Origin of the sequence: Streptomyces sulfonofaciens, from assembly GCF_014656295.1 — a bacterium.
Classification (GTDB): domain Bacteria; phylum Actinomycetota; class Actinomycetes; order Streptomycetales; family Streptomycetaceae; genus Streptomyces; species Streptomyces sulfonofaciens.
Window position 1 is genome coordinate 517,886 of sequence record NZ_BNCD01000003.1, and the last position, 21,656, is coordinate 539,541.

At 74.9% G+C, this 21,656-nt stretch carries 21 protein-coding genes; 8 read left to right on the plus strand and 13 right to left on the minus strand.

Annotated features, from left to right (window positions below; translation table 11 throughout):
- Positions 1-363 precede the first annotated feature (363 nt).
- On the plus strand, positions 364-690 hold the full coding sequence (locus IE313_RS07955; protein ID WP_189930223.1) for a hypothetical protein: 327 nt from the start codon (positions 364-366) through the stop codon (positions 688-690).
- A 46-nt stretch (positions 691-736) separates the two neighbouring features.
- Here the strand turns inward: IE313_RS07955 and IE313_RS07960 are convergent, their stop codons facing one another.
- On the minus strand, positions 737-922 hold the full coding sequence (locus tag IE313_RS07960; RefSeq protein ID WP_189930224.1) for a hypothetical protein: 186 nt from the start codon (positions 920-922) through the stop codon (positions 737-739).
- A 134-nt stretch (positions 923-1,056) separates the two neighbouring features.
- A complete protein-coding gene (npdG, locus tag IE313_RS07965; protein WP_189930225.1) occupies positions 1,057-1,785 on the minus strand; it encodes an NADPH-dependent F420 reductase in 729 nt (242 codons plus the stop codon).
- 156 nt (positions 1,786-1,941) lie between these two features.
- On the opposite strand from npdG, the gene IE313_RS07970 reads away from it, so the two are divergent.
- Positions 1,942-2,577 carry a hypothetical protein gene (locus tag IE313_RS07970; protein WP_189930226.1) on the plus strand — a complete coding sequence of 212 codons (636 nt, stop codon included), beginning with the start codon at positions 1,942-1,944 and terminating at the stop codon, positions 2,575-2,577.
- Between the two features lie 112 nt (positions 2,578-2,689).
- Here the strand turns inward: IE313_RS07970 and IE313_RS07975 are convergent, their stop codons facing one another.
- Entirely contained in the window at positions 2,690-2,944 is a 255-nt protein-coding gene (locus IE313_RS07975; RefSeq protein ID WP_189930227.1) for a hypothetical protein, read from the minus strand.
- An 81-nt stretch (positions 2,945-3,025) separates the two neighbouring features.
- On the opposite strand from IE313_RS07975, the gene map reads away from it, so the two are divergent.
- Positions 3,026-3,883 carry a type I methionyl aminopeptidase gene (gene map / locus IE313_RS07980; RefSeq protein ID WP_189930228.1) on the plus strand — a complete coding sequence of 286 codons (858 nt, stop codon included), beginning with the start codon at positions 3,026-3,028 and terminating at the stop codon, positions 3,881-3,883.
- Between the two features lie 123 nt (positions 3,884-4,006).
- Here map and IE313_RS07985 read toward each other — a convergent pair whose 3' ends face one another.
- The 3 genes from IE313_RS07985 to IE313_RS07995 all read right to left on the minus strand — a co-directional run bounded on the left by IE313_RS07985 (position 4,007) and on the right by IE313_RS07995 (position 7,117).
- Positions 4,007-5,452 (minus strand): SulP family inorganic anion transporter, encoded by a 1,446-nt coding sequence (locus IE313_RS07985; RefSeq protein ID WP_229924452.1) that lies wholly within the window; start codon positions 5,450-5,452, stop codon positions 4,007-4,009.
- A gap of 361 nt (positions 5,453-5,813) precedes the next feature.
- Positions 5,814-6,209, minus strand: coding sequence for a hypothetical protein (locus IE313_RS07990; protein WP_189930230.1), 396 nt, complete (start codon positions 6,207-6,209; stop codon positions 5,814-5,816).
- Positions 6,210-6,391: 182 nt separating this feature from the next.
- Positions 6,392-7,117 carry a PhzF family phenazine biosynthesis protein gene (locus IE313_RS07995; RefSeq protein ID WP_189930291.1) on the minus strand — a complete coding sequence of 242 codons (726 nt, stop codon included), beginning with the start codon at positions 7,115-7,117 and terminating at the stop codon, positions 6,392-6,394.
- 441 nt (positions 7,118-7,558) lie between these two features.
- Between IE313_RS07995 and efeO the strand changes: the two genes are divergently transcribed.
- The 4 genes from efeO to IE313_RS08015 all read left to right on the plus strand — a co-directional run bounded on the left by efeO (position 7,559) and on the right by IE313_RS08015 (position 12,086).
- A complete protein-coding gene (gene efeO / locus IE313_RS08000; protein ID WP_189930231.1) occupies positions 7,559-8,704 on the plus strand; it encodes an iron uptake system protein EfeO in 1,146 nt (381 codons plus the stop codon).
- A gap of 88 nt (positions 8,705-8,792) precedes the next feature.
- Entirely contained in the window at positions 8,793-10,223 is a 1,431-nt protein-coding gene (gene efeB / locus IE313_RS08005) for an iron uptake transporter deferrochelatase/peroxidase subunit (protein ID WP_229924453.1), read from the plus strand.
- A gap of 11 nt (positions 10,224-10,234) precedes the next feature.
- Positions 10,235-11,218, plus strand: a complete 984-nt coding sequence (efeU, locus tag IE313_RS08010) for an iron uptake transporter permease EfeU (protein ID WP_189930232.1) — start codon at positions 10,235-10,237, stop codon at positions 11,216-11,218.
- A complete protein-coding gene (locus tag IE313_RS08015; protein WP_189930293.1) occupies positions 11,124-12,086 on the plus strand; it encodes an SCO2278 family lipoprotein in 963 nt (320 codons plus the stop codon). Before efeU ends, IE313_RS08015 begins: the two co-directional genes overlap by 95 nt.
- Before the next feature lie 44 nt (positions 12,087-12,130).
- Here IE313_RS08015 and IE313_RS08020 read toward each other — a convergent pair whose 3' ends face one another.
- The 4 genes from IE313_RS08020 to IE313_RS08035 form a co-directional block, all read right to left on the minus strand.
- A complete protein-coding gene (locus IE313_RS08020; protein WP_189930233.1) occupies positions 12,131-12,847 on the minus strand; it encodes a bifunctional DNA primase/polymerase in 717 nt (238 codons plus the stop codon).
- A gap of 149 nt (positions 12,848-12,996) precedes the next feature.
- The gene (locus IE313_RS08025) at positions 12,997-13,644 is read right to left on the minus strand and encodes a TetR/AcrR family transcriptional regulator (RefSeq protein ID WP_189930234.1); all 648 of its coding nucleotides are present in this window, start codon (positions 13,642-13,644) and stop codon (positions 12,997-12,999) included.
- Positions 13,645-13,760: 116 nt separating this feature from the next.
- A complete protein-coding gene (locus IE313_RS08030) occupies positions 13,761-14,846 on the minus strand; it encodes a cobalamin B12-binding domain-containing protein (protein WP_229924454.1) in 1,086 nt (361 codons plus the stop codon).
- Positions 14,843-16,300, minus strand: coding sequence for a PP2C family protein-serine/threonine phosphatase (locus tag IE313_RS08035; RefSeq protein WP_373316939.1), 1,458 nt, complete (start codon positions 16,298-16,300; stop codon positions 14,843-14,845). Before IE313_RS08035 ends, IE313_RS08030 begins: the two co-directional genes overlap by 4 nt.
- Before the next feature lie 473 nt (positions 16,301-16,773).
- Here IE313_RS08035 and ddaH point away from each other — a divergent pair, with 473 nt between their 5' ends.
- Positions 16,774-17,601: a dimethylargininase gene (ddaH, locus tag IE313_RS08040; RefSeq protein ID WP_373316940.1), complete on the plus strand. Its 828-nt coding sequence runs from the start codon at positions 16,774-16,776 to the stop codon at positions 17,599-17,601.
- Between the two features lie 22 nt (positions 17,602-17,623).
- Here ddaH and IE313_RS08045 read toward each other — a convergent pair whose 3' ends face one another.
- From IE313_RS08045 to IE313_RS08055, 3 genes are all read right to left on the minus strand, one after another.
- Complete coding sequence (locus tag IE313_RS08045; RefSeq protein ID WP_189930236.1) at positions 17,624-18,619, minus strand: small ribosomal subunit Rsm22 family protein; 996 nt, start codon at positions 18,617-18,619, stop codon at positions 17,624-17,626.
- A gap of 122 nt (positions 18,620-18,741) precedes the next feature.
- Positions 18,742-19,926, minus strand: coding sequence for a serine hydrolase domain-containing protein (locus IE313_RS08050; RefSeq protein WP_189930237.1), 1,185 nt, complete (start codon positions 19,924-19,926; stop codon positions 18,742-18,744).
- Entirely contained in the window at positions 19,869-21,347 is a 1,479-nt protein-coding gene (locus tag IE313_RS08055; RefSeq protein WP_189930238.1) for a multidrug effflux MFS transporter, read from the minus strand. Before IE313_RS08055 ends, IE313_RS08050 begins: the two co-directional genes overlap by 58 nt.
- Positions 21,348-21,656: the final 309 nt, after the last annotated feature.

Genomic DNA, 21,656 nt, shown 5'->3' on the forward strand with positions numbered 1-21,656 from the left:
GCGGCAGCGGTAAGCAGGACGACAGCAGTGAGCAGTGAGCAGTGAGCAGTGAGCAGTGAGCAGGGCGAACGAAGGACGCCCCGACGCGCAGCGGGGAGCAGGGGCGTACACGGCCGACCGGGAAAGAGGTACACATGGCTGCCGCGACGATGGAGCGCCGTGCGGAAGTGCACGGCGAACTGAACCACTCCTGCACCTCCCAGTGCCCGAACCCGTGCCCCGCCGCGCGCAACCAAACCGGCCGGCCGCCGACCGCCTTTCCGCCGCCCCCAACGGTGTTCCGTGTCGCGACCCGCCCCCTGGCAGGGTAGGAAGGCGGCGGGGGGGAACCGGCCGCCTTGCCGTATGTGGGGAGCATCCATCGTGACGCAGGACGAAGACACCGAGACGATCATCCAGTGGATCCTGTCCTACCCCGTGCTGGCGCAGCACCTCCGGGAGATCGCCGCGGACGGCATGCTCGGGTCCAACGAGGACCCGGACCAGGAGCTGGTGTGCACGGTGGCCGATCTGCTGAGACCGTCGCGCAGTCCCCTCTGGGCGGACGTCCTGCGGGCCACCGGGGTACCGGCCGCACGCGCGGACGCCCTCTGGTACGGGCTGGGCGGGGAGGCCAGCGGACGGATCTACGCCGTCCAGTGGCCGCTGGTCCGGCTGGCGCTCTCCGGGCGGCGCGCCCTCCTCGGCTGATCCGCTCGGGCGTCCCGCGCCCGGCCGCCGAGCCCGCGGGGCGGGCTCAGGCCGCCCGCGCGCTCCCGCGATCGGCCTTCGCACGGCGCGCGTAGTACCAGGTCATATTGGACGTGACCCCGGCCAGCAGCACCCAGACGACACCGAGCCAACTGCCCCGGACGAAGCAGACCACGGCCGCGGCGACGGCGAGGACGCAGAGGGCGAGGGCGTAGCGGGCGAGGCGGGGCATGGGGGGCGGCTCCTGTCCGGTACGGCGAGCTGGCGGGGCGTTCTGCGGGGCGCGGCCAGAGGCGCAGCCCGTGGACCAGTGTCCCCCATGCCCGCGGCGGACGCCCGCCCGGTCCCCGGTCGGCGTGCCCGCGCCTACACGTCGGTCAGCCGCAGCCCCGCATGGGCCTTGTACCGGCGGTTGACGGAGATCAGGTTGGCGACCAGGGACTCGACCTGGTGGGCGTTGCGCAGCCGCCCGGCGAAGACCCCCCGCATACCGGGGATCCGGGCGGCGAGCGCCTGTACGAGGTCGGTGTCGGCGCGCGACTCGCCGAGCACCATCACATCGGTGTCGATCCGTTCGACGGACGGGTCCTGGAGCAGCACCGCGGAGAGGTGGTGGAAGGCGGCCGTGACGCGGGACTCCGGCAGCAGGGCGGCGGCCTGCTCGGCGGCGCTGCCCTCCTCGGGCACAATCGCGTAGGCGCCCTTCTTGTCGAAGCCGAGCGGGTTGACGCAGTCCACCACCAGCTTGCCCGCCAGGTCCTCGCGGAGCGCTTCGAGGGTCGCCGCGTGGCCGTCCCAGGGGACCGCCACGATGACGACGTCGCTGCGCCGCGCGCACTCGGCGTTCTCCGCGCCCTGCACACCGGAGCCCAGTTCGTCGGCGGCGGCCCTGGCGCGGTCGGCGGACCGCGATCCGATGAGCACGTGCTGGCCGGCCCTGGCCAGCCGGTAGGCGAGCCCGCGTCCCTGGTCTCCCGTGCCGCCGAGAACCCCGACCACCAGGCCGGACACATCGGGAAGGTCCCAGGGGTCCTTGGCGGGGGGCTTGGCCGCAGGGGTGCCGGATGCGGGTGCGGAGGCGTCAGGAGAAGTCATGGCCAGAGCCTATGCGCTGATCGCACGCCCGGCACCGGGGGCCCTGGGCAGCCCGTCCCGGGCGATTCGGCCCCGGGTGCGAGGGGGCCCACCTTCGGGCGACGCGCAGGGGAAACGTCCGCCGGGCCCCGGTCGGCCGCGGCAGCATACGGGCCCATGGATGCCGTACGGGTCGCGCTGCTGCGCGAGATGCTGGCCGGGTCCGAGTGGCTCGGCGCCACCCGCCGGTTCGCTGGCGCGCTGCGCGGCTCGGTCGTGCCGCGCGGCGGCGGGCTGCTGCTGGTGGGCACCGAGGAGTACGAGCCGTGGCACCTGGCCGCGCACCTGCTGGACGAGGCCGCGTGGTCGGGCACGCCCGAGCTGTCCCCGACGCTCGTCCGGCACCGGGTCGGGCCGGGTGCCCCGGCCCATCTGGCCGTGGGCCTCGGCCGTATCGAGGCTGCACGGCGCGGCGAGACCCTATTGGTGGTGGCACCGCAGGAGCCGGCCGCCGGGCTGCTCGAGCGCCTGCACGACGCCCGCAGGGCCGGCACGACGCTGCTGGCCCTCACGGGCGACACGGACCCGGACGCGGCGGACGGGCACCCGGGCCGCGCCGAGCTCCAGGCGCTGGCCCACGAGGCACTGGCGGTGCCGCGGGACGCCGGGCTCGACCTGGAGACCGTGCAGCACCTGGTCAGCGCGGCGGCCGGCGAGAACGCCCTGCCCACGCCGCGCGGCCTGCGCCGCCTACGCGCCCACCTCTCGCACGTCGCCGACCATCTGACCGCCCCGCCGCCGGGAGCGTGGTGACACCGGGGCGGGAACGTGCCGGCCCACCGGGCCCGCCCCGCGCCCGCGGCGCCCCGGCGGCGGCGCGGGCGCCGCGCTCCGGCCAGGACCTGCGCCGCCGATCACCGGCCCGTCACCCGCCGTGCGATCCGCCGCCCGGCGCCCCCGGGGAGTCCTGCGGGTCCTCGTCCCCCCACCGCGGGTCGGTGTCCCACTCACGATTGCGCTCGGAGACCGTCTCCAGGGCGTGTTCCGCCTCCGCACGGGTCGCGTAGGGACCCAGGCGGTTCTTGGCGGGGCACTCGGGGCCCTCCTCGGCCTTGTGGTGCTTGAGGCAGTAGTACCACTCGCCCGGTTTCCCGACCGTCCGCTTCTTGAATGCCATCACGGGCTCCTCATCGCCGGTCCTCGACGCGGTGTCACATCCGGCTGCCATGGTGCCCCGGAACCGCTGGATACACTCGCTGATATGTCTGGCCAGTCACTGCTCGTACCAGGGGAGCTCTCTCCCACCCGTTCCGTACCGGGAAACATCCGGCGTCCCGAGTACGTGGGCAAGCCCGCGCCCACGCCGTACACCGGGCCCGAGGTCCAGGACGGCGAGACGATCGAGCGCATGCGCACGGCGGGCCGGATCGCCGCGCGTGCCATGGCCGAGGCGGCGGCGGCGATCGCTCCCGGCGTCACCACCGACGAGCTGGACCGGATCGCCCACACGTATATGTGCGACCACGGCGCCTACCCGTCCACACTCGGCTACCGCGGCTTCCCGAAGTCCCTGTGCACCTCCGTCAACGAGGTCATCTGCCACGGCATTCCGGACTCGACGGTGCTGGAGGACGGCGACATCGTCAACCTCGACGTCACGGCGTACGTCGGCGGGGTGCACGGCGACACCAACGCCACCTACCTCGTCGGTGCCGTCGACGAGCGTTCGGCGCTGCTGGTGGAGCGCACCCGCGAGGCCCTGGACCGTGCGATCAGGGCGGTGAAGCCGGGCCGGCAGATCAATGTGATCGGCCGCGTCATCGAGTCGTACGCCAAGCGCTTCGGATACGGAGTGGTGCGGGACTTCACCGGGCACGGCATCAACACCTCGTTCCACTCCGGGCTGATCATCCCGCACTACGACCATCCCGGGGCGACCACCGTGATGCAGCCGGGCATGACGTTCACCATCGAGCCGATGCTCACGCTGGGCACCTACGAGTACGAGACGTGGGACGACGGCTGGACGGTCGTCACCAAGGACCGCGAGCGCACGGCCCAGTTCGAGCACACGCTCGTCGTCACGGCGAGCGGTGCGGAGGTCCTGACACTGCCCTGAGCGGCGCGGCCCGCCCGGAGCGCCGCGCTCCTGCGCGCAGCACCGCCCACGCCTGCGCGCAGCACCGCCCACGGTTCTGCGGGGCGCCCGCGGGAGCAGGTCCGGCGGGCGCCCCGCCCCGGGCTAGGTGATCCTCACCGGATCGGTACCGGTGGCGCTGTGCCGCTGCGCCCACGCCTGCAGCGCGGTCCGGCAGGCGTGGTCCAGGTGGTGCAGGCCCGACAGGTCCAGCTCGACGGGCCGGTCCTGCGGCAGCGCCTCAAGGCTCTCCAGGAGCTTCGGCAGCCGGAGGAACGTCGCGTTGCCCAGCAGCCGCACCTGGACAGGCCCGGCACCCTTGTCGGTGACCTCCAGACGGACCTGCGACGCCTCCCAGGCCGCCTTGGCGACGGCCAGGCCCAGCCCGATGAGCACGCCCTCGAACATGCTCACCATCACGATGGACACCGCCGTGACCGCGAGGATCAGCACCTCGCCACGGCGCTCCCGCCACAGCCCCAGCACCTGCCGCGCCGGAATCAGTTTGAACCCGGCGTGGACCAGCACCGCAGCCAGTGCAGGAAGCGGGATCAGCGTGAGCGCGGACGGCAGCAGCGCCGCGAACAGCAGCAGCCAGACGCCGTGCAGCACCCGCGAGAGCTTGGTGCGCGCGCCCGCCCGCACATTTGCGGAGCTGCGCACGATCACCGCGGTCATCGGCAGGGCGCCGAGCAGCCCGCAGACCGTGTTGCCGGCCCCCTGGGCCATCAGTTCGCGGTTGTAGTGGGTCCGCGGCCCGTGGTGCATCCGGTCCACGGCGGCCGCGCTGAACAGGCTCTCCGCCGAGGCGATCAGGGTGAAGGCCAGCACGGTGCCGATCACGCCCGGCTCGACGAGCCGGCCGAGATCGGCGAGTGCGGGTGGCTGCACGGCCGCGAGCAGACCGTCCACCCGCACCTCGGCCACGGGCAGGCCGAGGGCCAGCGAGACGAGGGTGGCCATCGCCACGGCGGCGAGCGGACCGGGCACCGCACGCACCCGGGCCGGCAGCCGCTGCCAGAGCACCAGCACCGCGATGGTGGCCGCGCCGAGCAGCAGCGAGGCCCGCGCGGAGGTGGAGACCACCGCGTCGGCGAGCATCCCCGGCAGGCCGATGATCTTGTCGGGTCCTGAGTCGGGGGCCTTGGCCCCGGCCATCGAGTAGAGCTGTCCCGCGATCAGGACGAGCCCGATCCCGGTGAGCATGCCCTCGACCACCGACACCGAGATCGCCCGGAACCAGCGCCCCCAGCCCAGGGCGCCGAGCAGGAGCTGGAACAGGCCGGTGGCCAGCACCACCGCGCCGAGCACCGACAGGCCGTGGTCGCGGGTTGCCTCGAAGACCAGGACGGTCAGTCCCGCCGCGGGCCCCGACACCTGGAGGCTGCTGCCCGGCAGCAACCCGGTGACCAGGCCGCCGACGATGCCGGTGATCAGGCCGAGTTCCGCGGGCACCCCGGAGGCGACGGCGATGCCGACGCACAGCGGCAGGGCCACCAGGAAGACGACCCAGGACGCTGCGAAGTCCTGCCGCCAGTGGGCGGCGTGCACCCGGGTCCTCACGGCGACCCGAGCGAGTCGGTGCCCGGCCGGAGGGCGGGCACGGTACCGATGGGGCAGGCCGCCGCGGCGGGCGCGGCGGAGTCGGGGCGGACGGGTGTCCCGGGGCCGGCGGGGCCGCGGGAGCGGCGCCGCCTGCGTATGTGTGCGTGCTCGGTCAGTGACTGCAATGTGGTGTGCCTCCAGCGCGCTCCGCCGCACGGCGGGCGCCTCGTCTGGGAAGGGGTGTCGCGGAAGGCGGGCGGGCACGCGCGCACGGCGGACCGGTGCGTCGTCGGACCGGTCCGGGCGGCGGGCACGCCGACCCGGGGGCGGGCACGGCCGTCAGCGGGGACGCCGGGCCGCCGGGCCGTCAGTGGCGGAAGACCTGGAGCAGGGTGAGGCGCTGGGCCGCGGGTGCGCTCCGGGACGGCGTGCCGCCGCCCTCGGGCCGGGGGTGCCGGGCACCCGGGTGCTGCGCGGTGCCGCGCACCCGGTGGCCGTGCCCGGGGGCGTGGAGGGTGCCGGTGCCGTCGCGGCGGCGTGCCTGGCCGCCGGTGCGGACGACCTCGTCCTTGACCAGCTCGCCCTCGCCGCCGGAGCGGCTGGTGCCGCCGCCGCTCCCGCCGCCCGCGCCGTTCGCCGGCCCCTGGGTGGTGGTGGCGGTGGCGGCCTGTGCCGTGGCCGCGGCGGTGACGCAGCCGGCCACCAGGAGCAGCAGCACGCTCGCCATCGCGACGAGGACGCGGACACCAGCGCTCCTGGCCATGCCCTCATCCCCCCGGTGTGCATGCCGACGACGTCCGGTGACGGCACGGGTCCGCGCACCCGCAGACGCCGGCCGGTCGTCCGGCCGCTGCCGCTGCGCACACCTTGCATGACATCAAGCCATGACAACCAGAGGCGGCATCGCAAACGCGCCATGCCCCGCAGGGCCCGGAGAGTGCCAGGTCAGGGGGTGTGAGGGGGCGCGCTCAAGGGGCGCTCAAGGATCACTCGCCCGCCCAGCTCGATCTGTCCGCCGGGGCCGGGCGCCGTGAGGATCTGGGATCCGCGGCCCTGGCGGATGTTGAGGGCACGGCCGAGTTCCGCGGTGAGCAGCAGGGCCCCGGCACCGGTCGGCCCCGTCGCCCCGGTCGCCCCGGTCGCCCCGTCGTCGGCCGGGCCGTCGGCGCGGCCGGGGAGGGCACGTGCCCTGACGCGGCCCGCCCGTTCGTCCTCCCAGGCCCAGGCGTACTCCCCGCGCCCGGCCGCGGGGGCCGAGGCGGCCGGCGGCGGGGCTGGCAGCGCGTCGACCTCCGCGGCCGACGCGTACCGCCGCAGGGTGCCCTGCCGGTGCCCCGGGGGCACGGCGGGCGTCGGCGCGGCCCACTCCGGGTGGGCCTCGATCCAGGTGAACTCGCCGTCGCAGCGGGCGCCCACCACGCCCGCGGGGGTGATGAGTTCGGGCAGGTCGAGCAGCCAGGCGGCACCGACGCAGCAGTGCCCGGCGAACGCCGCGCGGAGCGTGGGCGTGTAGAGGTCGATCGCGCCGCGTTCGGGGTCGTCGACGAAGACGGTGCAGTTGCGGCCGAGTCGGGCCGCGAGCGCCTGACGGCCGGCGGTGCCGGGCACGGCCGAGCCGTCCCTGACGACCCCGAGGCCCTCGCCACCGCGGCCGTCGGGCCCGCAGAACACCCGAAGGACGTCAAGGGTGCCGAGGGCGCCGGGTCCACCGAGGCCGTCGAGTCCGCCGAACGCGGCGCGGGCGCCCGCGCCGCGTTCGGCGCGCGGCCGATCGGGTTCGCTCACCGGGGAATTGAAACACCCGTACGGCCGGGGCGGCAGCCGCTCCCCGCCGATCGGTGGAACGCGTCTCTCCGGGCGGTGGTCGAGCGCCGGGATTCTTGACCGGATAACGATCCCTTGACCTCGACATGACCGCGCCTTGGCAAACCTGTTACCACTTTGTGTCCACGGCGTATGCACGGGTTCCCATGAGAGACGAATCACTGCACATACGGGTGTTACTGAGGTAAGCCTCAGATAACTTAGGCGTGCCTCACTATCCGTCCGGATTCCGTCCATCGCCGAGCGGTCCCCCGGTGGCCGCCCACCTGACCCGCACTGGAGCCCCGTATGCGAGCCGCCAGACTCTCCGCAGTCACCGCCGCCACCGCCGCCACGGCACTGGCCTGCGTCACCGGGTGCACGCAGAAGAGCGGTGCCGACAGCGGCGACGCCATCAAGGTCACCGCGGCGGACACCCGTTGCGACACGTCGGCCGAGCGGACGCCGGCCGGGCAGGTCACGCTCTCGATCGAGAACAAGGGCTCCCAGGCGACCGAGGTGGAGATCCTCTTCCCGGACGACCGGATCGTCTCCGAGAAGGAGAACATAGGCCCCGGCACCCACTACACCCTGACCGCGGAGATCAAGGCCGGCTCGTACGAGATCGCCTGCCGGCCGGGCATGAAGGGGCACGGCGTACGGCAGAAGCTCACCGTGACGGGCGGGGGCGGGAGCACCGCCCGGGACCCCGGGGCGGACCGGGCGGTGGCCGCGTACCGGACCTACGTGCAGGAGCAGGCCGACCAGACCCTGCCGAAGGTGAAGGTCTTCGCGGACGCCGTCGAGAAGGGCGACCTGGAAGCCGCGAAGAAGGCGTACGCGCCGTCGCGGATCGGCTGGGAGCGCACCGAGCCGGTCGCCGAGTCGTTCGGCGACATCGACCCCGAGGTCGACACCCGCGCGGACGGCCTGGAGGCCGGGCAGAAGTGGACCGGCTGGCACCGCCTGGAGAAGGCCCTCTGGCAGGACGGGAGGATCGGCCCGGCGGAGAAGCAGCTCGCCGGTCAGCTCGTGAAGAACCTGACCGACTGGCAGGCCCGGGTCGGCAAGGCCGTGATCACCCCGAGCTCGATGGCCAACGGCGCCAAGGAACTCCTCGACGAGGTCGCCACCGGCAAGGTCACCGGCGAGGAGGACCGCTACTCGCACACGGACCTGGTCGACTTCAAGGCCAACGTGGAGGGCGCGCAGAAGGCGTACGAGCTACTGAAGCCGGTGGCCGCACGGCACGACGCGGCGCTGACCAAGGAGCTCGACAAGCAGTTCACGGCCCTGAACAGGCTGCTCGACACGTTTTCCAAGGGTGCCCCGGGTTCGTACACGTTCACGTCGTACGACAAGGTGGACAAGGCGGACCGCAAGGAGCTGTCGGACGCGGTCAACGCGCTGGCGGAGCCGCTGTCCAAGCTCGCCGCCGCGGTGGTCGCCCGGTAGCCGGGCGGCGCCGCGGGCCACGGCGTGCCCCGGCGCCCTCGTTCGGTCCGCACACCGAGCAGTTCACCGAGTCGATCAGGCAGGAGCCATGGCGGAAGAGGTCGCAGCAGGCGCCGGGCAGCAGGGCGCCCAGGAGACCCCCGGGGCGGCAGGGCCCGAGCGGGGGGACACCGCGGCGGGCCCGCGGGACCAGGGGATTGCGTCGGACGGCCCCGCGGCGGGCGGGTCCGCGGCGGGCGGGTCCGCGGCGGGCGGGTCCGCCACGAGCGGCGCCGACGGTGGCCGCCCGCGGACCCCCTCGCGGCGCGCCCTGCTCGGCTGGGGCGGTGCCGGCCTCGCGCTGGGCGCCGCGGCGGCGGGCGGTGCCACGGCCGCGGTGGAGTCGGGCGGCGGGGGGCCCGGCGCGGCGGACGCCGCCGCCGTGCCGTTCCACGGTCCGCACCAGGCCGGCATCGCCACCGCCGTCCAGGACCGGCTGCACTTCGCGGCGTTCGACGTGAAGACCACCGACCGCGCCGAGTTCGTCCGACTGCTCAAGGACTGGACGGCCGCGGCGGCCCGGATGACCGGCGGGCACACGGTGGGCCACGGTGCCTTCGGCGAGCTGCCGGAGGCACCGCCGGACGACACCGGCGAGGCCCTCGGCCTCCCGCCGTCCCGGCTCACCCTGACCCTGGGCTTCGGCCCGTCCCTCTTCACGAAGTTCGGCCTGGCCGACCGGCGTCCCGACGCGCTGGTCGACCTGCCGAAGTTCCCCGGCGACAACCTGGACCCGGCACGCAGCGGCGGCGACCTGTGCATCCAGGCCTGCGCGGACGACCCGCAGGTGGCGGTGCACGCGATCCGCAACCTGGCCAGGATCGGCTTCGGCACGGTGGCGATCCGCTGGTCCCAGCTCGGCTTCGGCAAGACCTCCTCGACCACGCCCGACGCGCAGACACCGCGCAATCTGATGGGCTTCAAGGACGGCACCCGCAACATCGCGGGCACCGACACCAAGCGCCTGGACACCCACGTCTGGGTCGGCGCGCAGGACGGTCCGCACTGGATGACCGGCGGCTCCTACCTGGTGGCGCGCCGGATCCGGATGAACATCGAGACCTGGGACCGCACCTCGTTGCAGGAGCAGGAGGACGTCTTCGGCCGGGACAAGGGCGAGGGGGCGCCGGTCGGCAAGGCCAAGGAGCACGACGAGCCGTTCCTGAAGGCCATGAAGCCCACCGCGCACGTACGGCTCGCGCACCCGGACTCCAACCAGGGCGCGACCATCCTGCGCCGCGGCTACTCCTTCACGGACGGCACCGACGGCCTGGGCCGCCTGGAGGCGGGCCTGTTCTTCCTCGCCTACCAGCGGGACGTGCGCAAGGGCTTCATACCGGTGCAGCGGCACCTGGCGCGCCAGGACGCGCTGAACGAGTACATCCAGCACGTCGGCTCCGCCGTCTTCGCGATCCCCCCGGGTGTGCGGGACGGCCGGGACTGGTGGGGCAGCACGCTGTTCGGCAAGAGCGACGACTGAGAGGACGGGCCGTGTTCGGCAACTATCTGATCGGGCTGCGCGAGGGCCTGGAGGCGAGCCTCGTCGTCTGCATCCTCATCGCCTATCTGGTGAAGACCGGGCGGCGGGACGCCCTGCGGCCCGTCTGGACGGGTGTGGCGGTGGCCATCGTGCTGGCGCTGGCCTTCGGCTGCGCGCTGACGTTCGGCTCGCAGGAGCTGACGTTCGAGGCGCAGGAGGGCCTGGGCGGCTCGCTGTCGGTCATCGCGGTCGGCCTGGTGACCTGGATGGTCTTCTGGATGCGCCGCACCGCCCGGCACCTGCGCGCCGAACTGCACGGGAAGCTGGACAGCGCGCTGCGGATGGGCACCGGGGCCCTGGTCGTCACGGCCTTCCTCGCGGTCGGCCGGGAGGGCCTGGAGACCGCGCTGTTCGTGTGGGCGTCGGTGCGCGCGTCCAGCGACGGCACGCACGGACCGCTCATCGGAGTGGTGCTCGGACTGCTGACCGCGGTGCTGCTCGGCTGGCTCTTCTACCGGGGTGCGATCCGTATCAACCTGGCGAAGTTCTTCACCTGGACCGGGGGCATGCTGGTGGTCGTGGCGGCCGGTGTGCTCGCCTACGGCTTCCACGACCTTCAGGAGGCGGACCTCCTCGGCGGCCTGAACCACCTGGCCTTCGACATCAGCGGCACCATCCCGCCGGACAGTTGGTACGGCACGCTCCTCAAGGGCGTGTTCAACTTCCAGCCGGATCCCACGGTGCTCCAGGCCTGGGTCTGGCTGGTGTACCTGGTCCCGACGCTCGCGCTGTTCCTCCTGCCGGTAGGGTTCGGGCCCGGGAAGGGCGAGGTGAAGGGTTCCGATGCACACTCTGCGGGCGCCGGGCAGGCGCGGGTTCCGGCTGGTGGGGCGACCGGCGATGACGGCGGCACTGGTGACGGCGCTGTGGGCGACGGCCGGGTGCGTGACGGTGCACGGGGAGCGGGAGGTCATCCCGTCCGCGACCAGAACTGACGCGGGCGGCGCCCTGAAGGCGTTCGTCACCGCCTACAACAAGGCCGACAAGGCGTACGACCCGGCGCTGGACGCGAACCGCGTCACCGGCGCCCTGAGCGCCATCAACCAGTCCGGGCTGAAGGCCAAGCACGCCAACAACCCGCGGGGCAACCCGGACCACACCGACCTCGAACTGACGAACCCGCACTACACCATTCCCAAGATGGCGGGGTGGCCGAAGTTCTTCGTCGTGGAGGCGGACACCGACCGCGACCGGGACGACGACCCCCGGCTGGACAACAGTTGGCTGCTGGTGTTCACCCGCGGCGGCTCCCACCAGCCGTGGCAGGCGTCGTACCTGACCGTCCTCTCCCCCGCGGACCTGCCCCGGTTCGCCGTGGGCGAGGACGGCCTCGCCGAGCCCGTGCGAGGCGGCGAGCCGGGCCTCGCCGTGGCGCCGGAACAGCTCAGCAGCGCCTACACGACGTACCTGGACAAGGGCGGGGAGAAGTTCGCGCCCGGTGCGCAGACCTCCGGGTGGCGCGAGCAGCGCGAGAAGAACGCCACCCGCCCCGGCCTGTCCACCCAGTACATCGACGAGCCCGTGACGGACGGCGCCTACGCGCCCGTGGGCCTGCGCACCGAGGACGGCGGCGCGCTGGTCTTCTTCACCAGCCGCCACTTCGAGAAGACGACCGCGGCCAAGGGCGTCAACCTGAACGTCAGCCCCGATGTGAAGGCGCTCACCACCGGCGACGTCAAGCAGTCCATCACCCTGGAGCGGATCTCCAACCAGGTGGTGCTCGACCCGCCGAGGACCGCGCGGAACGCCCGGGTGCGGATCCTGAGCCGGATCCAGGGGCTGACGGGGGCCAAGGGCGAGTGACGGGCCCGGCGCCCTCGTCGGGCGCCGCCCACCGGCCGCGCGGCTCAGCCCCGCAGCGGCCAGCTCACGGACAGCGGGTCGCCGGAGAAGCGCGCCGCCGCGTCGGTCAGCACCTCCAGCAGGGACAGCGGGTCGGGCAGCGGGTGCTCGGGGCCGCGCACCCAGCAGACGCGGTGGCCGTCGGGCAGCCGGGCCGGCGGCAGGAGGACGTACGACCCCCGGCAGTGCCACCGCAGGCCGGGGTGCTCGTCCATGGTCTCCGGGTGGCAGTCGAGCTCGCACGGCCACCACTCGTCCTCGTCCTCGGGCGTGCCGCGGGTCAGGGTGAAGAACAGCATCCGCCCGTCGCCCGACTCCGCGACGGGGCCGACCTCGATGCCGGAGGCGAGCAGCCGGTCCAGGGCCTGGCGCCCGGCCTGGACCGGTACGTCGAGCACATCGTGGACCCGGCCGGTCGCGGTGATGAAGTTGGCCTCCGGCTGGCTCTCGATCCACCGCTCGACCTGCGCGCGGTCGGTCGTGGACTGGGTCTGCCAGGCGAACGAGACCGGGTGGCGGGCGGGCGTGGGGCAGCCGACGCGGTCGCACGAGCACCGGTAGCCGTGGGGGTGGGCGGCGGGCGCGAGCGGCAGTCCCGCCCCGGCGGCGGCGAGCAGCAGGGCCGCGCGTCCGCCGTCGTCCCCGGTCTCCTTGGGGCGGCGCCGCAGCCACTGGGAAATCCTGCCCTGCCCTCCGGCCCACCGGCCGAACTCAGCGCCCATGTATCCCCTCGCTCACCCTCGTGCCGGCCGTCGCCCGCTGCCCGGGTGTGCACGGAAACGCCGGCAGGTTCCCTTCATCGTCCCATCATCCTGCGCCCCGTGTGGCCCGAGCCCGCATCCGGGGTGCGGTGCGGCGGGTGCGGGACGGCTCAGCGGGGGACCAGGCCGTACAGTGCGTAGTCGACCAGGGTGTCGGCGTAGTCGTGGCTGAGCGGTCCCGTGCGCTGCAGCCAGCGCTGGGCGAGGGGTGCGACGAACAGCTCCAGGGCGATGCGCGGGTCCAGGTCGGCGCGTACGTCACCGGTCTCACGGGCGGCCCGCAGCCGTGCCACGTAGAGCTGGAGCTGGGGTTCGAGCAGTTTGGCGACGAAGGTCCGGCCGAGCCGTTCGTTGACGACGCCCTCGGCGGCCAGGGCGCGCGCGGGCGGCTCGAAGCGGGGGTCGAGGAGTTCGTCGACGGTGGCCCTGAGGACGAATCTGAGGTCGGCCGCGAGGTCCCCGGTGTCCGGGAACACGAAGGGCCTCTCCCCCGCCTCCTCGGCGGCCTGCTCGCCGAGGTCGAGGAACGCCTCCAGAAGCACCTCGGCCTTCGACGACCACCACCGGTAGATGGTCTGCTTGCCGACTCCGGCACGGGCGGCGATGCCCTCGACGGTGGTCCTGGGGTAGCCGACCTCGGCGACGAGCGAGAGCGCGGCGGCGTAGATGGCACGCCGGGACCGCTCGCTGCGGCGCGCGGTGTCGGGGACGGGGGCGGACCTGCGGGTGGGCGGTTGTTTCCGGGACACGGGGGACATACGGCGAATGTAACAGCGGCGAGTCGAGACGGTCCGTCTCCATGGGGCCCCGGTGCCCCCGTACCGGCGCCGCGCCGGCCCCGGCCGCCCCGGGCCTGCGCGGCGGGCCGGCTCGGTCACGCCGGCCGGCCAGGGGCGGTGCGGCGGGCGCCGAGCGCCCCGCGGGCGGCGCGGAGCAGGGCCGCGGCCCGGGGCAGTCCCGTGAGCCGCGCCCCGAGCAGGTCCAGGGCGGCGGGCACGAAGCCGGCCGGTGCGCCGCGCGCGGCGAGGACGTCCGCCAGCCACTCGGCGAAGCCGGTGAACACGGCTCCGTCGTCGGTGTAGACGGCGGCGGCCAGGAACTCGACGGTGCGCGCGAGGTCCTCCGCGGTCTGCTGGAGCCGCCGGTCACCGTGGTCCCTGACGGCCGGGAAGCGCTCCTGGAGGCCGTCGAGGGCCTCCCGCACCAGGCGGGGGCTGTCAGGGACGAGCCGGACGTACTCGCGGCGGGCCGCGGCGGGCAGGTCGTCGACGGGCGGGTGCGCGCCGGGCGGGCGCGGCCTGGGCGGCCCCTGGGCCAGCAGGTCCGCGGCCGTGCGGGCGTCGGGCGCCCAGGCGTCGGCGCCGAGCAGCCGGGCGAAGCGGCCGTCGGCACCGAAGGCGGCGCCGCCGGCCAGCACCGGGACACCGGCGGCCTGGCAGGCGGTGACGGTGAGGTGCGCGGTGGGCAGCCGGACCGGCAGCGAGGAGGAGAGGGCGACGGCGTCGGGGCCGGTGTGGTGCAGATGCTCGACGAGGTGGGGGACGGGGACCTGGCTGCCCAGGTAGTCGACGTGCCAGCCGCGCAGCCGCAGGACCTCGGCAAGCAGCCTGGCCGGCAGCGCGTGCCACTCGCCGTCGATGCAGGCCACGGCGATCCGGCCGCGTCCCGCGGTGCCGGCGGCCGCCGGGTGCGCCGCAACCGCGCTGACGACGTGGTCGTTGATCGCGGTGGCGGCGTGCTCCTGGGCGACGGTCATGCGGTTGGCGGCCCATTCGGCACCGACCGTGCGCTGGACCGCCGCCACCAGGTCCAGCAGGACGTCCTCCGCGGGCATGCCGTCCTCCAGCGCGGCCAGGGCGATGCCGCGCGCGGCCTGCTCGTCGCCGCGCCGCAGGGCGTCCCACAGCACCGCGCGGGCCGCCGCGGGCCCCGCTGCACGGCCGCCGCCCGGCGTGCTCACGGCACGCCCCCGTCCTGTGGCCGCTGCGGCGCGCAGGCGCCGGAGGCGAGCGGGGGCGAGGTGACGGCGACGACGGCCATGTCGTCGTGCGGGTGCTCGCCGACCCACTGGGCGGCCAGCATCTGGACGTGTTCGACGACGGCCTCCGCGGGCATTCCTGCGCAGGCGCGCAGCGCGGCCGCCAGCCGCTCGACGCCGAACATGGCGCCGCCCAGCGGACCGCCCCTGGCCTCGGTGATGCCGTCGCTGAAGAGCAGGCAGGTCTCGCCGGGCGCGAGCTCGACCTCGGCGGACTCGGTCTCGATCTCGTCGAGCACCCCGACCAGGGTGCCCCGGGTGCGGGTCTCCTGCACCGTGCCGTCCGCCCGCACGACCAGCGGCGGCGGATGGCCGGCGCTGGTCAGCCGCAGGTGCGCACGGCGCCCGCGGCGGACCACGGAGGCCAGCACGAGCGTGGCGAAGGAGGTGTCCGGGCCGTCGAGCAGGACGCCGTTCAGCAGTCGGAGCACGCGCGCGTGGTCACCGGCCATCGGCAGCAGCGCCTGGAGGGTGGTACGGATCTTGCCGGTGAGGACGGCGGCCTCCAGGCCCTTGCCGCAGACGTCGCCGAGCACGGCGAGCGTCTCGCCGCCCGCCGCGTTGCCGGGGTGCACGTCGTAGAAGTCGCCCCCGACGCGTTCGGTGCGGCGCCCGGCGCGGTAGCCGCCCGCGAAGTCCACTCCCCGCACCGGGCGCAGCCGCGGCGGCAGCATCTCGCGCATCAGGGTGGCCGAGACGGCGGCCTGCTCCGCATAGGCCCGCGCTGCCGCGAGCGCCGCACCGGCACGGGCCGCGAACAGCCGCACGAGCACCTCGTCGTCCTCGGTGAGGGGCGCCCGGTCCGCGCTGCGCAGCAGGATCAGGGCTCCCGAGCAGAGGCCGTGGCCGGGCAGCGGGGTGATCAGGGCCTCACCGGCGGGCCCCGCGAAGCCGGGGGGTACGGCCCAGCAGGGCAGGGCCGCGGAGTCGACGCGGCGGCTGGGGCCCGGCGGGAAACCGGACAGGGCCTCGCTCAGGCCGGGTACCTGGCGCGGGTCGCCGTCGGCCCTGCCGTGCCCGGCGTCCCGGCCTGCGGCATGGGCCACCCGGTGGTCACGGCCGCCGGTGGCGGCGATCACCACGGCCCCGTCGGCCAGGTGGTCCGCGGCCAGCCGGGCGATGAGCTCCGTGCACCGTTCGGCGTTCAGGACCGTCGCCAGGGCCTCGGACGTCCTGGCGAGGAACGCGGTGCGCTCACGCTGGTCGCCCAGGTCGGCCCGGGCGCGCTCCAGCGCCGTCTCGGAGCGCTCCAGTTCCGCTTCGGCGCGCTCCAGCGCCTCCACGGCGCGCCGGCGGGCGGTGTCGTCGGACAGCCACCACAGGATGCGCCCGTCACCGGTGCGGGCGGGCCGGGCCTCGAAGCTGCGCCCGGCCACCGCCCCGCGGGGCGGGCCCGCGCCGGGGCCGTCCCGCGGATCCGCGAGGCGCCGATGGGCCGCGGCGAGCCAGGCGGGCGCGACGGCGTCGAGCCTGGCACCCGGGGCGGCGGCCGGCAGGAGGCGGGCCGCGGCGGCGTTCAGCCCGGTGAGAGTGCCTGACGGCGAGACGACCAGGGCGGGGAGCCGACTCCCACACGCAGTGCGGCCGCCCGTCGGCCCTGCCGTTCGCGCGCGGGTTCGCAGGAGATCCCATGGAGGTGTCCCCACTGACCGGGGCGCCGACGACGATGCGCAAGACCCTCGCCACGCGGTGTCCGTGAAAGGCGTCTTTCTTCGAACATACCTCCTCACCAGGGCGGAAGAGGCGATCAGGGACATCCCTTTCACCGGTTCTGTTCTCTCACCTGCGCAACGGCCCTCCGCGCCTCACCATGGTCCTCATCCGTTCCTGCGGTAGTGAGGAGCTCTCGTTGAGCCGACCGCCACGCCACGCCACACCCCGGCGTTATCTGATGTGCCCACCGGCACACTTCAAGGTCACCTACTCCATCAACCCCTGGATGGACCCGTCGAAACCGGTCGACGTCCCCCTGGCGCTGGCCCAGTGGGAAGACCTGCGCGACCGCTACCGCGCCCTCGGCCACACCGTGGAGCTGCTGGATCCGATCCCGGGCCTGCCCGACATGGTCTTCGCGGCGAACGGCGCGACCGTCGTCGACGGCCGGGTGCTCGGCGCCCGCTTCGCCTTCCAGCAGCGCGGTCTGGAGGCCGCGGCGCACCTGGCGTGGTTCCGGGCGCACGGCTACCGGGAGGTCCGCGAGCCCGAGCACATCAACGAGGGCGAGGGCGACTTCGCCGTCACCGCCTCGTACGTCCTGGCCGGACGCGGCTTCAGGGCCAGTCCGCTCTCGCACGGCGAAGCCCAGGAGTTCTTCGGGCGCCCGGTGATCGGCCTCGACCTCGTCGACCCGCGCTACTACCACCTGGACACGGCGCTCGCCGTGCTCGACGACGCGGCCGACGAGGTCATGTACTACCCGGGGGCCTTCTCGCCGGGCAGCCGCGCGGTGCTCGCCCGGCTGTTCCCCGGCGCGGTGCTGGCGACGGAGGCGGACGCGGCGGCCCTGGGCCTGAACGCCGTCTCCGACGGCCTGCACGTGCTGCTGCCGGCGGCCGCGGTGGGGCTCGCCGGGGCGCTGCGGGAGCGCGGCTACGAGCCGGTGGGGGTGGACCTGAGCGAGCTGCTGAAGGGCGGAGGCAGCGTGAAGTGCTGCACGCTCGAACTGCGCGGGAGCTGACCCGCGGGGCCGCCGGACACCGCTATGCGGGGTCGGCGGGCGGCCACGCGTCACCCCAGGCGGCGTCACGGGCGGCGCGGTACGCGAAGCCGTGCCGCTTGGTGACGGTGGCCCGGGTCAGCGTGCCGTCCGCCGCGCACAGGTCGAGCAGCACATGGCCCTTGCGGATCCCCGGCCTGCGCAGCACCCGGGCCGGCGGCGCCGAGACCGGCAGCGGGGCCCGCACGGCCGCGACGAAGCTGAACTTCTCGTCCTCGTAGGGCAGCGAGCCCCCCTTCACCTGCCGGTGCAGGGCGGACCTGCTGACCCGCGCCGAGAAGTGGCACCAGTCCGCGCCGGGCACGATGGGGCACGCTCCGCCGTGCGGGCAGGGGGCGGCGACGCGCAGGCCGGCCCCGGTCAGCCGCTCGCGGGCGGCGAGCACGCGCGCGTAGCCGTCCGGGGTGCCGGGCTCCACCACCACCACGGCCTGCCCGGCCGCGGCCGCGGCGTCCACCGCGGCGGCCCGGTCCTGCTCGGTCAGTTCCCCGAGGACGTACGAGAGCGTGACGAGGCCGGCGCTGTGCGGGCCCGGCGCGTCGACGCGGGCGCGCCGCCACTCGGCCGACGCGAGCTGCGGATGGGAGGCGGCGAGCTCGCGGCCCAGGGCAAGGGCGGGCTCGGCCCAGTCGAGCACGGTCACGGGCCGCTCGCCGGCCCAGGTGTCGCTGACCGCCCAGACGGCGGCACCGGTGCCGCCGCCCAGGTCCAGATGGCTCGCCGGCGCCCAGTCGGGCGGCAGCACCGCCGCGAGCGCGCCGAGTGCGGCACGGGCCGCCTCGAACGTGGCGGGCATGCGGTAGGCGGCGTAGGCGACGGCGTCCGCGCGGTCCCGGAGCACCGGGGCGCCGGTGGGGGTGGTGCCGCGGTACTGCGTGATCAGCCGTGCCACCGCTCCCGCCGCGCTGCGCGGGGCGAGACCGTCGAGTGCGCCGTCCAGCGCGGCCCGCAGCCCTTCGGCGACCGGATACGCGTTCATCCGCCGCATTCTACGGGCGGGCGCCGATGCGTTGCGCAGCCGGTACGGGCCTGCGGCGCGGGCCCGCGGGGGCGTCCCGCGGGCGGGCGGCCGCCCGCGGGGCGTTCGTGGCCCCGTGCCGGTCAGCCTGCGGCCACCGCGCGCGCGAGCCAGGTCGCGACCGCGGCGCGCGGGGCGCTGTCCGGCGGACGCCGCCGCGGGTGGACGGTGTTGGCCAGGAGGATTACATAGGTGTCGGTGGCGCGGTCCAGGACCAGGGACGTCCCGGTGAACCCGGTGTGGCCCGCCGCCCCGCGCCCCGCGAGCTCGCCCATGAACCACGGCTGGTCGACGACGAACCCGAGCCCGGGCGGCGTCAGCAGCAGCTCGGCGAAGTCCGGCCGCAGGATCCGCGCCGTCCCGTAGGAGCCGCCGGCCAGCAGCGCACGGCAGAACACGGCGAGGTCGCGCGCGGTGGAGAACAGCCCGGCGTGCCCCGCGACGCCGCCCAGCGCCCAGGCGTTCTCGTCGTGCACCTCTCCCCGCAGCATCCCCCGGTCCGCCTTGGCCCACGGCCTTCGCTGGTCCTCGGTCGCCGCGGCCCCCGGGCGGGGCCCGAAGCCGGTGGCCGCCATGCCCAGCGGCCGGGTGATGCCGTCCCGTACCAGCACGTCCAGCGGGCGGCCGGTGATCCGCTCCAGGAGGTGCTGCAAGAGCAGCAGGTTGAGGTCGGAGTAGCGGTACCGGCCCGGCTCGCCCACCGGGCCCTGGGCGCGCAGCGCGGCGAGCCGGGACGCGTTGTCCGGCAGGTCGTACAGCGGCAGTTCCGGCGGCAGCCCCGAGGTGTGCCGCAGCAGTTGCCGCACGGTGGTGCCGTGCTCGGCGGCGGCCCGGAACTCCGGCAGGTACCCCCCGATGCGCGCGTCGATGGCGAGCGTGCCGCGCTCCAGTTGCTGGACCGCGGCGACCGCGGTGAACAGCTTGGTCAGCGACGCCAGGTCGAACGGCGTGTCGGTGCGCATCGGCTCCCACTGCCCGGCGGGCAGCTCGACGCCCGCGTCGGCCCGCGGGTCGTACGCCGCGTGGCGCACCGCCCAACCGCACGCCTCCTCGACGGCGATCACCGGCCCGCGGCCGGCCAGGACCACGGCGCCCGCGGCCCACGGGCGGACGCCGGTGGTGAGGTCCCGCACCTCGTCCACCATGCGGCGCAGCGCCCAGGGGTCGAGTCCCGCGCGTTCGGGTGTGCCGATGCGCAGCCTCGGGGTGCTCAGCGCTCCACCTCCCCGGGGGCGGCGGCTGCGGACGGGGTCTCCCGGGCCGGGCACGGTTCCTTGACGGCGGGGGTGCCCAGCGGCCGGAACCACGGCGAGCGGCGCACGGGGCGGGCGCTGCGCGGCGGGGCGGACCGGGCCGCCGCCGCGGGGTGCCGCCAGGGACGGCCCAGTCCCAGGAAGCAGCCGACGGCGACCAGGGCGGCGGTCACCTGGACGACGGCCATCGGGACGGCGGTGTGCTCGCCGGCCACCCCGACCAGCGGCGAGGCCACCGCGCCGATCAGGAACTGCGAGGTGCCGAGCAGCGCCGAGGCGGAGCCGGCGCTGCCCGGGGTGCGCATCAGGGCGAGGGCGTTGGTGTTCGGCATGGCCAGGCCCATCGCGGACATCAGCACGAACAGCGCGGCGGCGACGGGCGCGAGCCCCACCCGGCCGAAGAGGCCCGTGGTCATCAGCAGCAGCGCGGTGGCGGCGAGGGTGACCAGGCCGAGCCCGACGGCCAGCACCTTGTCCAGGCTGACCCGGCCGATGAGCACCTTGCCGTTGAGCTGGCCGACCGCCACCAGGCCGACGGAGTTGAGGCCGAACAGCAGCGAGTACGTCTGCGGCGAGGCGCCGTAGATCTCCTGAACGACGAACGGCGAGGCGCTGATGTAGGCGAAGAGCGCGGCGAAGGCGAAGCCGCCGGCGAGCATGTAGCCGCTGAAGGCCCGGTCGGCGAGGAGTCCGCGCATGGTGCGCAGCGCCTCCCCGACTCCGCCGCCGTGGCGCCGGGAGGTGTCCAGGGTGTCGGGGAGCCTGGCCCACACGACGGCCGTGAGCAGGGTCCCGACCACGGTGAGGATGTAGAAGACGCCCCGCCAGTCGGTCAGTCGCAGCACCTGGCCACCGATGAGCGGTGCGGCGACCGGAGCGACCCCGGAGATCAGCATCAGGGTGGAGAAGAACCGCGCCATCTCCACGCCGTCGTACAGGTCGCGGACCACGGCCCTGGCGATGACGATGCCGGCCGCGCCTGCCAGGCCCTGCGCGAGCCGGAAGGCGACGAGCAGTTCGACGTCGGGTGCGAAGGCGCAGGCCGCGGTGGCGGCGACGTAGACGAGCAGGCCGACCAGCAGCGGCCGTCTGCGGCCCCACCGGTCGCTCATCGGTCCCACCACCAGTTGGCCCAGGGCCATTCCCGCGAGGCAGGTGGTGAGCGTGAGCTGCACGGTGGCGGCGGGCGCGTGCAGGGAGTCCGTGACCTCCGGCAGCGAGGGGAGGTACATGTCCATGGACAGGGCGGGCACGGCGGTCAGGCCGCCGAGGATCAGGGTGAGCAGCAGGCCGGTGCGGCGCAGGGCGGCCGGTGCCGGGACGCCGTGGGTGCCCGCCGGGCGGGCGGGCGCCGGGTGCGGGGGCGCGTCCGGTGCGGTGGGTATGTGGCCTTGCGGCCCCTCCTCGTCCCGCGTGGTGCGGCCACGCTCGGACATGTGTCCTCCCCTTCGGCGGAATTCGGTCGATCGGATCCTCATGTTCTCAGTCCGAGCATGCGGGTTGAGAACGGGGTCTTCGCGCCGGGACGGCTCTCACAGGGCCATTGAGGGGTGGGTGGAGGGGACTGGACTGCGGTGGTGGAGGGGGCTGGACTGCGTGGGTGGAGGGCGCTGGACGGCGGGGGTGGAGGGCGCTGGACGGCGGGGTGGAGGGCGCTGGACTGCGTGGGTGGAGGGCGCTGGACGGCGGGGGCGGAGGGCGCCCGAGGGGGCTGGCGGCGGGGCCCCGAGGGGGCGGACGTAGGC